This is a genomic window from Shinella sp. HY16 (genome assembly GCF_028534175.1).
GTDB lineage: Bacteria > Pseudomonadota > Alphaproteobacteria > Rhizobiales > Rhizobiaceae > Shinella.
On the sequence record NZ_JAHYXL010000004.1, the window covers coordinates 176,510 to 188,357 of the forward strand.

At 68.0% G+C, this 11,848-nt stretch carries 10 protein-coding genes and 1 pseudogene; 2 read left to right on the forward strand and 9 right to left on the reverse strand.

Features of this window, described 5'->3' with window-relative positions:
• Positions 1–52: 52 nt before the first annotated feature.
• Entirely contained in the window at positions 53–1,264 is a 1,212-nt protein-coding gene (locus K0P03_RS29805; protein ID WP_272791491.1) for a CmpA/NrtA family ABC transporter substrate-binding protein, read from the reverse strand.
• Complete coding sequence (locus tag K0P03_RS29810; RefSeq protein WP_037408701.1) at positions 1,261–1,875, reverse strand: ANTAR domain-containing response regulator; 615 nt, start codon at positions 1,873–1,875, stop codon at positions 1,261–1,263. Before K0P03_RS29810 ends, K0P03_RS29805 begins: the two co-directional genes overlap by 4 nt.
• A 355-nt stretch (positions 1,876–2,230) precedes the next feature.
• On the opposite strand from K0P03_RS29810, the gene K0P03_RS29815 reads away from it, so the two are divergent.
• Positions 2,231–3,043: an alpha/beta fold hydrolase gene (locus K0P03_RS29815; RefSeq protein WP_023517204.1), complete on the forward strand. Its 813-nt coding sequence runs from the start codon at positions 2,231–2,233 to the stop codon at positions 3,041–3,043.
• Here K0P03_RS29815 and K0P03_RS29820 read toward each other — a convergent pair.
• The 7 genes and pseudogenes from K0P03_RS29820 to K0P03_RS29850 all read right to left on the reverse strand — a co-directional run bounded on the left by K0P03_RS29820 (position 3,028) and on the right by K0P03_RS29850 (position 10,498).
• Complete coding sequence (locus tag K0P03_RS29820; RefSeq protein WP_272791492.1) at positions 3,028–4,125, reverse strand: aminotransferase class V-fold PLP-dependent enzyme; 1,098 nt, start codon at positions 4,123–4,125, stop codon at positions 3,028–3,030. The two genes, K0P03_RS29815 and K0P03_RS29820, sit on opposite strands and share 16 nt — an antisense overlap.
• On the reverse strand, positions 4,115–4,912 hold the full coding sequence (locus K0P03_RS29825) for an ABC transporter ATP-binding protein (RefSeq protein WP_272791493.1): 798 nt from the start codon (positions 4,910–4,912) through the stop codon (positions 4,115–4,117). The genes K0P03_RS29820 and K0P03_RS29825 overlap by 11 nt, the downstream gene beginning before the upstream one ends.
• On the reverse strand, positions 4,909–5,685 hold the full coding sequence (locus tag K0P03_RS29830) for an ATP-binding cassette domain-containing protein (RefSeq protein ID WP_272791560.1): 777 nt from the start codon (positions 5,683–5,685) through the stop codon (positions 4,909–4,911). The genes K0P03_RS29825 and K0P03_RS29830 overlap by 4 nt, the downstream gene beginning before the upstream one ends.
• A 123-nt stretch (positions 5,686–5,808) precedes the next feature.
• Positions 5,809–6,627: pseudogene (locus K0P03_RS29835) on the reverse strand (ABC transporter permease); the annotation flags it as partial.
• Positions 6,624–7,613, reverse strand: coding sequence for an ABC transporter permease (locus K0P03_RS29840; protein WP_272791494.1), 990 nt, complete (start codon positions 7,611–7,613; stop codon positions 6,624–6,626). The gene K0P03_RS29840 and the pseudogene K0P03_RS29835, both read right to left, overlap by 4 nt.
• Before the next feature lie 253 nt (positions 7,614–7,866).
• The gene (locus K0P03_RS29845) at positions 7,867–9,477 is read right to left on the reverse strand and encodes an ABC transporter substrate-binding protein (RefSeq protein WP_272791495.1); all 1,611 of its coding nucleotides are present in this window, start codon (positions 9,475–9,477) and stop codon (positions 7,867–7,869) included.
• A 178-nt stretch (positions 9,478–9,655) separates the two neighbouring features.
• Positions 9,656–10,498, reverse strand: a complete 843-nt coding sequence (locus K0P03_RS29850; RefSeq protein WP_272791496.1) for a LysR family transcriptional regulator — start codon at positions 10,496–10,498, stop codon at positions 9,656–9,658.
• Between the two features lie 303 nt (positions 10,499–10,801).
• Here K0P03_RS29850 and K0P03_RS29855 point away from each other — a divergent pair, with 303 nt between their 5' ends.
• Positions 10,802–11,818, forward strand: coding sequence for a LacI family DNA-binding transcriptional regulator (locus tag K0P03_RS29855; protein WP_272791497.1), 1,017 nt, complete (start codon positions 10,802–10,804; stop codon positions 11,816–11,818).
• The last annotated feature ends 30 nt before the right edge of the window (positions 11,819–11,848 follow it).

Sequence of the window (11,848 nt, forward strand, 5' to 3'; positions counted from 1 at the left end):
CGAAAACAAAGAACGCTAAAGTCCGTCAGGTTCAGTATGAAGCTGACGGACTTTAGCGCGATTGCGCTGCGATATAGCCGTCAACGGCGTCGGGGTCGAAACGGCCGCCATCGAAGAAGCCGTCCGGGCCGAGCGTCAGCGCGCCGGAGGAGCCGACGGGGGTTTCCACGGTCAGCGCGCCCTCGACCTTGGCGCTCGCGGAGGGCATGGCGATGCCGAGCGCCTTCAGCGCGGCGCGGTAGACATCCGGGCGATAGGTCTCCGCGGCGATCTCACGGTTCGCCTCCGTATGCGCCACCTGCCGCCAGCGGACCATCTGGGTGTAGAACCACAGCGCATGGCTCTTCCACGGGAAGGTGGCGGCCTTGGCATGCGGCACGAAGAAATCGCCGACCGGGCGCACCACGTCGCCGCCGACCGGCAGGTTGCCGGAGAGCGCCGGCAGCAGCAGGTCCGCCGCGCGCCCGACATAGGCGGGCAGCGCCAGCAGCCGGGCGAGTTCCGCGTGGTTGCGCGCATCACCGCACCAGAGCGAGGCGTGGTGCAGCGCGACGAGCAGCGCGGCCAGCGCCTCCGGGTTCGCCTCGCCCCAGCGCGCGTTGACGCCGAGCACCTTTTCCGGGCTGGATTTCCAGATCGCCGCCTTGACGGTGGCGAGATGCGCGCCGCGTTTCAAAACCCCAAAGGTGTTCCACGGTTCGCCGGCGCAATAGCCGTCGATCAGGCCCTCGGCGAGCGCATCGCCCATATCCGGCGGCGGCAGGACGAGGATTTCGATGTCGCGGTCCGGATCGACGCCGCTCGCCGCCAGCCAGTAGCGCAGTTCGTAATTGTGCCCGGAATAGGGATGCACGACGCCGAAACGCAGCGGCTCGCCCCCGCGCCCGTCGATCACTTTCCGGAGCGCCGCGCCGTTCCGGCGTGCGTCGAGATCGTCCGTCGCGCCGGCCCCGGCCATCGCCTGCCACAGCGCGGCGGAAACGGTGACGGCATTGCCGCCGAGGCCGAGCGCCATGGGCACGATCATTTTGGGCGCCGGGGCGGAGAGGCCGAGATTGCAGGCGATCGGCATGGGGCCGAGAATATGGGCGACGTCGAACTGGCGGACGGCGAGGCGGTCGCGGATGCTCGCCCAGGAACGCTCGCGCACCAGCGTCAGGTCGATCGACTGCGCTTCGGCAAAACCCTTTTCCCGGGCGGCGACGAGCAGCGCACTGTCGAGCAGCGGCACGAAGCCGGCGGTGATGGCGTGGCGCATCGTCATTCCTTTGCTCCAGGATCGGGCGCTCCCGGATCGAGCAGGCTCGCCGCCGTGACGAGGCTTTGCGCGATCTCGGCGATCTTGCGGTTCTGGTTCATCGCCGTGCGGCGCAGCAGCGCATAGGCCGCCTCCTCGGAAAGCCCGCGCGAGCGCATCAGGAGCCCCTTGGCGCGATCGATCACCTTGCGGTTCTCCAGTTCGCTGCGCGTCTCCTCCAGTTCGCGGTTGAGGCGGGAGAAGGCGTTGAAGCGGCTGATCGCCATCTTGAGGATCGGCCGCACGCGCTCCTGCTTCAGCCCGTCGACGATATAGGCAGAGACGCCCGCCTCCACCGCCGCCTCGATGGAGGCCTCGTCGGACTTGTCGACGAACATGGCGATGGGACGTTTGACCGCGCGGGTGAGCTGGAAAATGCTCTCCAGCATGTCGCGATTGGGGTTTTCCAGGTCGATGACGATGACGTCGGGGTTGAGGTCGGCGATGCGGCGGGCGAGGCCCTGCATCTCCTCGACGACGGTGACGGCATAGCCGGCATCGCGCAGCCCCTCCTCGATGATGGCGGCGCGAATGCGGTTCTCGTCGATGACCAGTACGTTCAGTGCGCCCGGTTTCATATCCCACCGTGTCAGCGTCAGGGTCTTCGGCAGATGCCTCCGAATGGCCGGGAAAATCAAGCTGCGCTGCGGGCAAAAAAAATGGGCCAGCGGAAACCGCGGCCCATGAAGTGTGAAGGTCATAAAACCTCCAGAGGGGAACAGCTGATGCAGCGGCACTGGGAGGAAAACCGCTGTGTGCATCAACTGAGGGCACTATGCGGCTTTTTTGACCAAATGGGAAACATTTATTGTGCAATGCAGCTATGCAAATGCTGCGTTGCTTCTTGCGACGGCACCGTCTGCCCGATTTTTGCGCAGGCTTGTCGGGAGGCGCCAGGCTCGGCCGTCTTCCAGAAAAGCCAGGGAGAAGCCCATGCAGGTGAACGACGACGATCTGAAAATTTTCGAGGCGGAGGGCGCGCCGCCGCTTCCGGCAGGTGGCCGGCAGGGTTTTGTCGCGCGCGACGGCGCGCGAATCTGGTTCAGCATGCATGGGGCCGGCCCGGCCGTCGCGCTGCTGCATGGCGGGCTCGGCCATGCCGGCAACTGGGGCCATCAGGTACCGGCGCTGATGGCGGCGGGCCGCACGGTGCTCGTCATCGACAGTCACGGGCATGGCCGCAGCACGCGCGATGCCGGGCCGTTCGGCTATGTCCGCATGGCAGAGGACGTGCTTGCGGTCATGGATCATCTCGGTCTTCAAACGGCGGGCCTCGTCGGCTGGAGCGACGGCGCCGTAACAGCGCTCATCCTTGCCGACCGGCATCCCGAACGGGTCGAGGGCGTGTTCTTCTTCGCCTGCAACATGGACCCGGGCGGCGCGCGCGATCTGGAACCGACGCCGGTGCTGGACCGTTGCTTTAATCGCCACCGTCTCGACTATGCGGCCCTGTCGGCGACGCCCGATGATTTCGACGGCTTCGTGGCCGATGTCTCGCGCATGATGCAGAGCGAGCCGGACTACAGCGCCGCGCAGCTCGCCGCCATCCGGGTGCCGGTCGCCATCGTCATCGGCGAAGGGGACGAATTCATCCGGCAGGAACACGCCGCCTATCTGGCCCACACCATTCCCGGTGCCACGCTTAGGGTGCTGCCCGGCGTCAGCCATTTCGCCCCGTTGCAGCGGCCGGACCTCTTCAATCGCACGGTACTCGATTTCCTCGACCGGCTTCAGTCCGCGCCGTAATGGGCGGCGACCGCCGCGGCGGCGGCCGCAAGATCCGCCGGGGCGCCGCATTTCTGAAGGGCGATGCCATAGGCGAGCACATTGCCGAGCACGATATCGAAGCGCGCGCGGCGGCCGGTATGGTTGAGCCGTACCAGCCGTCCGGCGCCCGGGCCGATGCCGGCGGAAAGCTCCATGTCGAGCGGCGCGGCGGCGGCAAGGAACAGGTCGGGATCAACAGTCTCTGGCAGCGCCGCGGTGGTGACGAGATGGGACGCCCGGCCCGGGTCCGCCCAGGGATGGGCGCCGAGTGCCAGGAGGCCGTCACGCGTCGCGGCTGCCGCCCGGGCATGGCGGGCGAGCACGGCGTCGGCTCCTTCGGCCTCGAAGCGGTCGAGCGCGGCCTCGAGGGCGAAGAACTCCAGCGGTGCCGCCGTACCGGGCAGTGCACCGCGCCCGCTGTCGAGCCAGTCCCGGCGATCGAGCAGGGAGAGCGTCGAGTTCCGTACTCCGCCCTCCGCGGAAATCAGCGCCCAGGCAGCCCGGCTCACTGACAGTGCGCAGACCCCGGCCGGCCCGGCCAGCGATTTCTGCGGGCCGATCACGGCAATATCGATGCCAAGCGCGTCGACATCGAGCGCATGCCCAGCCACCGAGGCGACGGCGTCGACGATCGTCACGATGCCGCGTGCGCGGGCGGCGGCGGCGATCTCCGCCAGCGGGTTGAGTACGCCGTTCGCCGATTCGGCATGGCAGAGGATGACGGCCTTCACTTCGGGATGGGTGTGGAAGGCAGCCTTCACGCTCTCGACGTCGATGGGTCGGGCGGCTTCGGCCGAAAGCGTGACGACCTCCGCCCCGCCGCGCCGCAGCCAGTCGCCGAACCAGGCGCCGAAGGGGCTGGTGACAATGTTGAGCGCCGTCAGCCCCGGCCGCGCGATGCTGCTCGCCACCGCCTCCAGTGCCACGACGGCCTCCGTCTGGAAGAGCAGGATGTCGTTGCGGGTCTTCAGGATGCGGGCGATCCGCTCGGCGAGCGGTCCGAGGCGGCCGGCCGGGAAATCGGGCACATCGTTGAGGGCGTTCCAGCGGTCAGCGGCCATCGGGGCTTTCCTTGCTTTCCGGGGGGAGGAGGCGCGGCACGGCGCGGATGAGGGCGCGGGCGGCGGGCGATTGCGGGCCGGCGATGACGCGGCCCGCCGGCCCGCATTCGACGATGCGTCCGCCCTCCATCACGGCGATGCGGTGGGAGAGCGCGCGCAGCACGGCCAGGTCGTGCGAGACGAAGAGATAGGCGATGCCGCGTTCTTCCTGCAACGTGGCGAGCAGCATCAGGATACGTTCGCGCACCGAGACGTCGAGCGCCGAGACCGCTTCGTCAAGCACGATCAACGCCGGGCGTGTGGCGATGGCGCGGGCGATGGCGACGCGCTGGCGCTGGCCGCCGGAGAGGTCGCGGACCGCGCGGCCGGCATAGGCGGCGGGCACGCCGACCCGTTCGAGCAGGGCCGCGATCTCGCGCGGCCGCTCGGCCTTCGGCACCACGGCGTGGATGCGCAGGGGATCGTCGAGCGCGGCGGCCACGGTGGCGCGCGGATTGAAGGCGCCGGCGACGTCCTGGAACACCATCTGCATGCGGGCGCGGCGGTGGCGCAGGTCCGCGCCCGACAGGCCGAGCCAGTCCTCGCCGGCAAAGCGCACGCTGCCGCCATCGGCCGGCAAGAGCCGGGTGAGGATGCGCGCCAGCGTGGACTTGCCGCTGCCGGAGGCGCCGGCAAGGCCGAGGGTTTCCCCTGCGGCAAGGCTGAGCGAGACATCGTTCAGCGCCGCCACGGTTCGGCCGCCGTAGGAAAAGCGCTTGCTGAGATTGTCCGCGACGAGGAGGCTCATGCGCTGATCTCCCCGACCAGCGGCGTGGAGGCGAGATCGCGGTGGCTGGCGACCAGCTGCTTCGTATAGGTCGCGTGCGGGGCGGCAAGCACGGCGGCCGCGGGACCGGTTTCGACGAGCGCCCCGTCCTTGAAGATCGCCACCCGATCGGCAAAGCCGGCGGTCAGCGCGATGTCGTGGGTGATGAAGACGAGTGTCATCCCCGCCGCGCGCACCAGTTCGTCGAGCAGCGCGACGATCTCCGCCTGCGCCACCATGTCGAGCGCGCTGGTCGGCTCGTCGGCAATGAGCAGCCCCGGGCGGGCGGCGAGTGCGGCGGCGATCGCCACGCGCTGGCGCTGGCCGCCCGAGAGCTGGTGCGGATAGGCGTCGAGCAGCTTTTTCGGCTCGGGAAGATGCACCCGCTCCAGCATGTCGAGTGCGCGGGCGCGCGCCTCGGGCCAGGAAAGGCCGAGATGCCGGCGGGCGCCTTCGGCCACCTGTTCGCCGATCGTCAGCACCGGGTTGAGGCTGGCGGAGGGGTCCTGCAGCACGTAACCGAGATCGCGGCCGGCACGCGGCGCGGCGCTTCCCGTCCAGTGCACCCTGCCCTCCATCTCGGCCCCATCGGGCAGGAGCCCGGCCAGTGCCCGCGCAAAGGTGCTCTTGCCCGAGCCGCTCTCGCCGATGATCGCCAGCCGCTCGCCGACGCGGATCGGAAGGTCGAGATCCCTCAGCGCCGGCGTCTCCTGGCCGCGATAGGTGACGGAGAGGTTTTTCACCCGGCAGAGCACGCCCTCCTCTCCCTGTTCGGCAGGACGGCTATTGCCAGCGCTGTCATCCCTCTCTGCCCTGCCGGGCAAAGAGGAGGATTTGCCGCGGCTTCGAAGCTTCTTTCCTTCATTGACGTTTGTTCTCCCCTCCCCCGCCAGCGCATTGGTCAGCCCCTCGCCGAACAGGTAGACGCCGATCACCGTCGCGACCAAAGCGAGGCCGGGAAAGATCGACAGGAAGGGCGCGGAGCGCAGGACGTTGCGCCCCTCGGCGATCATCGAGCCCCAGGTGACGGCATTCGGATCGCCGAGGCCGAGGAAGGAGAGCGCCGCCTCCGTCAGGATGGCGGCGGCGACGATGATGGCCGAGAGCGCCAGCACCGGCGGCAGCACATTGGGCAGGATCTCGCGCAGGGCGATCTCCACCGGGTGCATGCCGGCAACACGCGCGGCGGCGACATAGTCCCGCTCGCGCGCGGACAGCACCTCGGCACGGGTGAGCCGCGCAGGATCCGCCCAGGCGCCGAGCGCGATGGCCAGCACCACGACCGGCACCGAAGGCCCGACGACGCTGACGAAGGCGAGCGCCAGAAGGAAGCTCGGCACGATCTGGAAGGCATCGACCACGCGCATCAGCGCCTCGTCTGCAATCCCCCCGGCAAAGCCCGCTGCAAGCCCCACCGAAAGGCCGATTGCCAGCGCCGCGAGCGCCGCCGCAAGGCCGACGAAGAGCGAGGTGCGCGCGCCGTGCACGATGCCGGCCAGCACGTCGCGGCCGAGCCGGTCGGTGCCGAGCGGAAAGGCGGGATCGGTGAAGGGCACGGTCAGCGCCCGGCCGGCGATCTTCAGCGGATCACCGGGGAAGAGAACGGGCGCCAGCAGCGCGAGAAGCGCAAGCACGGCGAGGAGCACAAGGCCGGTCGCGGCTTCAGGCTGGCGCAGGACGGTGCGGACGAGGATCATGCGCCGCGCTCCGCGGCGCCGACACGCGGATCGAGCGCGGCATAGACGATGTCGACGAGGAGGTTGACGAGGATGACCAGCACGGCGCTCGTGACGATGATGCCGCAGAGCAGCGCCGCGTCGCGCCCACTTACGGCCTCCTGCGCCAGGCGCCCGAAACCAGGAATGGCAAAGATGCTCTCGATGACGACGCTGCCGCCGAGCATGGCGGCGGCCTGCAGGCCAAGCATGGTGACGAGCGGCAGGAGCGCATTGCGCGCCACATGGCGCAGGACGATGCGAGGGCGCGAAAGCCCCTTGGCCCGGGCGAAGAGCACGAAATCCAGCCGCCAGATGCCGGCCATGCCGGCGCGCATGACGCGCAGGAACAGGGCGGTGTAGAGGAGCGCCAGCGTGCCGACGGGCAGGACGAGATGGGCCGCGATGTCGGCGGCGCGGGAAAGGCCCGTGCGGCCGGAGGCGATCGTCTCGATGCCCGAGGTCGGCAGCCAGCGCAGCTGCACGGCAAAGACGATGGCGAGCACCAGGCCGAGCCAGAAGCCCGGTATGGCATAGACGACAAGCGAGGCGGTGGAAAGCAGCCGGTCGCGCAGGTTGCCCGGCCGCGCGCCGGCGAGAATGCCGAGCGTCGAGCCGAAGGCGAAGGCGAGTGCGGTGGCGCTTCCCATCAAAAGCAGCGTGTTCGGCAGGCGCTCGACGATCAGCCCGAGAACCGGCCGGTCGAAGGCGACGGACCAGCCGAGATCGAACCGGGCGAGCGAGGAGAGATAGAGCCACAGCCGGGCCGGCATGGACTGGTCGAGCCCATAGGCCTGCCGCAGCGACTGCGCGATCGCCGCGTCCCCGCCGCCGATGGAAAGCAGGTAGGCATCGACCGCATCCCCCGCCGCGGTCTCCAGCAGCAGAAAGGTCATGACGATGACGATCATCAGCACCGGAATGCTGCTGAGAGCGCGGCGTGCGGTGAGGCGGAGGGCACGGGTCATGGGGTGCGCCGGGTGGGGGGCGTGGTGCGGGAACCACTCCCCTCTGCCCTGCCGGGCATCTCCCCCACAGGGAGGGAGACCGAATGGAGCGCCGTCTCGCCCATCTTCCACGCTGCGGTTTGAGCGAGGCTCTTGCTTCTTGCTGATCTCTGCCCTTGTGGGGGAGATGCCCGGCAGGGCAGAGGGGGGGGCTGGTATCCTATGCGATTGCCATTTACCCCGAGAAGGTGAGAGCTGTTCACGGCAACGCCCGTCACGCCTTGAGCGCGGTATCGGCCCAGTTCGACACCGCCCAGCGCGGATTGCTGGCGACGTTGAGCACGCTGTCGCGCGCCACCGTGATGAAGCCCCATTCGGCGACGTTGATCAGCGGCAGGTCGGCGGCGACCAGCTTCTGGAACTGGCGGTAGAGGTCGGTGCGGGCTGTCGTGTCGATCGTCTCTGCCGCCTTTGCAATGACGGCGTCGAGCTCGGTGTTGGCATAACCGCCCTGGTTGGAGAAGCCGACGCCGGCCGGAATGCCCGACTGCACGAGAATGGTCGTGGAGATCGCCGGATCGCCGCGGAAGACCGGTGGGGCGACGGCAAGGTCGAAATCGTGGTCGGTATAGACGGCTTTCTGGTGGGCGGCCGAATCCGCGTTCACCAGCTCCGCATCGATGCCGATTTCGGCGAGTGCCTGGCGGAGATAGTCGCCGAACTGTCGCGTCTCGTTGAAATAGGGCGCCGGGCGCAGCTTCAGCGTGAAGCGCGTGCCGGTTTCGCCCTTCGCATAGCCAGCCGCGTCGAGCAGGGCATTGGCCTTCGCGATGTCGAAGGCATAGGCTGGCACGTCGGCTTCGTAAAATTGCGGCGCGTTCTTCGGCACCGGGCCGGTTGAGGCTTCGGCATAGCCGAGAAAGATCGTGTCGACGACGAACTTTTTGTCGATGGCGTGGGCGATCGCCTGGCGCACCCTGAGGTCGGCGAGTTCCTTGCGGCGGTGGTTGATCTCCACGACGAGCTGGTAGGTCAGCGCCTCGTAGCCCTTCGTGATGACCGCAAGGCCCGGCACCTTGGAAATGCGGTCGAGATCGGCGAGCGGAACGGCGGAGAAGGCGGCAAGCTGGATTTCCTCCGCCTCCAGCGCCGCACCGGCTCCGGCGCGGTCCGGCAGCACGCGGAAGATGATCTCGTCGAGCTTCGGCTGGTCCTTGTCCCAATAGGCCTCGTTCCGTGTCAGGCGGTAATATTCGCCCGGCTTGTATTCGGCGAAGCGGAAGGGGCCGGTGCCGACGAGCCGGGTGTTCGCCGGATTTGTCGCGATATCCGTGCCCTCGTAGAGATGTTTCGGGATGACGCTGCTGACGACCGGCAGGGCATTGCGGATGAGCTGCAGCGGTGTGGGCTTGGAAAAGCGGAAGATGGCAGTGGCGGCGTCCGGCGTTTCGACGGCCTCGAGATGGGCGAAGACGATGCGGCCGAGATTCTGCAGCGGTTTCCAGACCTCCAGGGCCGAAAAGGCGACATCGGCTGATGTGAAGGGTTTGCCGTCGTGCCAAGTCACACCCTCGCGCAGGCGGAAGGTGACCGAAAGGCCGTCTTCCGACCCCTCCCAGCCCGTCGCAAGGCGGGGCGACAGCCCGTCCTCACCCGCAAAGGCGGCTTCCGCCAGCGGCTCGACGACCTTGCTGGCGACGAAGAACACGCCGTTGGAGGCGACGATCGCGGGGTTGAGGTTCTTCGGTTCGGAATCGGCCGCCACCACCAGCCGGCCGCCGGCAGGCGCACTTTCGGCACGTGCGATGGCCGGCAGCGCCGTCGAGGCGAGAAGGACGGCCCCGGCCTGCAAGAACGAGCGCCGGGTGGGATTCGCGATCAGCATCTTTGTCTCCTGCGGTCAGCGTTTGCTGCCGATATTGGCGGCGATTCGCCGGTTAACATAGGCAGGAAATTCTCCTCTTGCCGCCGGCAACAACAAAATCTTGTCCGGGTGACATTCCGTTACCGCATGCCTGTTGCGGGCGGCGGAAAATCGCGTTGCAGCGCCGTCTCCCGTAACGTCAGGGAGAGACCTGCCGCAGGCCGCGCAGGGCCTCCTGCACATCCTGCCGGGCCTCGGCCGTTTCCGGATAGACGGCATAGGCCGGATAGGGGAATTCGGGGGCATCTTCCACCCGCTCAAGGTCGCCCGCTGCCAGATGGGGCGCGACGGTTCCCTTGCGGAAATAGCCCATGCCGCCCGTGCGCAGAATATAGTGGAGGGCGAGCGGACCGAAATCCACCTTCAGCGCCGGTTCGGCAAACCCCGCCGGCCCGAAACCGCCCTGCCCGGCAAATTGCGGCCCCCAGTCGACATGCACATAGTCCGGCAGACCGCTCTCTCCCGAGCTGGCAACCCTGCGCACCAGCACGAGCCGTTCCTCCTCCATCAGCTCGACCTTGAAGCCCGGCATCAGCTTCGGCGCGTAGAGCACGGCGACATCGAGCACGCCGGTGCGCAGCTGCTCGAGCAGCTGGTCGGGCATGCCGACGGCGGCATGGATGGCGATGGCAGGACAATTGCCCTTCATCCAGACCAGCCAGTCGAGCATCAGCGGGTTCCACAGGCTCATCTCGCCGCCCACCGCCACGACCGAGGTTCGACCCGGTGGCACGGTGAGCTGCTGGCGTGCCCGCTCCCAGACCTGGACGAAGGATTGCGCGAAACGCTCGAATTCGCGGCCGGCAGCGGTCAATGCGGCTCCGTTGCGCGTGCGCACGAAAAGCTTGCGCCCCAGCGCCTCCTCCAGCGTGCGGATGCGCGCACTCACCGTCGTCTGGGTGATGTGCAGCCGCTCGGAAGCCTTCAGGAAGCTGCCGGTATGGACGATCTCGAGGAAGGTGCGCGCCCGGTCGATATCCATGGAATCCCCCGTTGAGTGCAATTATTTTGCCTTCATACAGGATTTGATGCGGCTTGCCTTCCGTCTTTCCGCTGGCCGAGCCTTCCGACTGCGGGAAGCGGCGGACCATCGTGTCGACGCGCATGACGCCGGCGTGAGCGCTCTTTGCACAGCCGTGCGAAAACCTGTGAGGGTCCTGGCATGAAAGTGCGGGAATGCTCCGCATGATTTCCGGTTTTTCCGGAGAAATCTGCCCCGGCGCCGCTTTGCACAGGGCGAAGAATATGCGCAAGTAGGCGTAGACGCCACCGGAGGCAGGAAGACGTGTCGACACCCAGATCCAGGCCGAAAAAGGCCTCGGTCAGCGCCATTCGCGTGGCCGAGCTCGCGGGCGTCTCGCGCTCGGCCGTCTCGCGCACCTTCACCGACGGGGCCAGCGTTTCGCCGGCAACGCGTGCCAAGGTGCTCGCGGCGGCGGAAAAACTCGGATACCACGTCAACCATCTGGCGCGCGGGCTGATCCATCACCGGTCCGGCATCGTCTGCATGATCGTGGCGGAACTTCAGGCGCCTTTCCACTCCAATGTGGTGGAGGTCACCACGCGCAAGCTGCAGGCGATCGGCAAGGTGGTGATGGTGCTGAATACCGCCGGCCAGCCGGACAATGTCGAGGCGGCCCTGCGCCAGACGCTGAACTACCGGGCGGACGCCACGGTGGTGGTGTCAGGCGCCCCGCCTGTCTCGCTGATCGAGACCTGCATCGAGAACGGCCAGCGTGTGATCCTCATCAACCGCGACGACCCGATCGAGGGGCCGGAGATCGTGCTGGTGGACAACGAGAGCGCTGCGCGCGAAGCCTGCCTCATGCTGCACCGCGCCGGCTGCCGGCACCTTGCCGTGGTCAGCTCGACGGCCGGCACGCCGAGCATCGTGACGCGCGAACAGTCCTTCGTCGCCGCTGCCGCCGAGCTCGGGCTTGAAGCCCAGGTCAGCCGTGCCGGGCCGACCAGCTACGCGACCGGCGCGGAGGGCGCCCGCCAGCTGCTCGGGGCCTCCAGCCGGCCGGACGGCGTGTTCTGCGTCACCGACCTGCTGGCGCTCGGCTTCATGGATGTGGCCCGGCTGGAATTCCGCCTCGACATCCCCGAGGCGCTCTGCGTCGTCGGCTTCGACGATATCCCGCAGGCGGGCTGGATCGGCTACAACCTCACCACCTTCCGCCAGCCGATTGGCGCGATCGCCGACCATATCGTCGCCATCATCGAGAAGGACGAGGCCGAGCCCGCCCCGCCCAAGCGCCTGCCGACGCAGGTCGCCTGGCGCAAGAGCGTACGGCCCTAGAACCTGTCAGGTTCATTCTGAACCTGACAG

Bases quoted from the DNA above. Each gene is read 5' to 3' on its own strand.
- K0P03_RS29810 (WP_037408701.1), bottom strand. From the start codon at position 1,875: ATGAAACCGGGCGCACTGAACGTACTGGTCATCGACGAGAACCGCATT.
- K0P03_RS29840 (WP_272791494.1), bottom strand. From the start codon at position 7,613: ATGACCCGTGCCCTCCGCCTCACCGCACGCCGCGCTCTCAGCAGCATT.
- K0P03_RS29820 (WP_272791492.1), bottom strand. From the start codon at position 4,125: ATGGCCGCTGACCGCTGGAACGCCCTCAACGATGTGCCCGATTTCCCG.
- K0P03_RS29845 (WP_272791495.1), bottom strand. From the start codon at position 9,477: ATGCTGATCGCGAATCCCACCCGGCGCTCGTTCTTGCAGGCCGGGGCC.
- K0P03_RS29850 (WP_272791496.1), bottom strand. From the start codon at position 10,498: ATGGATATCGACCGGGCGCGCACCTTCCTCGAGATCGTCCATACCGGC.
- K0P03_RS29815 (WP_023517204.1), top strand. From the start codon at position 2,231: ATGCAGGTGAACGACGACGATCTGAAAATTTTCGAGGCGGAGGGCGCG.
- K0P03_RS29805 (WP_272791491.1), bottom strand. From the start codon at position 1,264: ATGACGATGCGCCACGCCATCACCGCCGGCTTCGTGCCGCTGCTCGAC.
- K0P03_RS29825 (WP_272791493.1), bottom strand. From the start codon at position 4,912: ATGAGCCTCCTCGTCGCGGACAATCTCAGCAAGCGCTTTTCCTACGGC.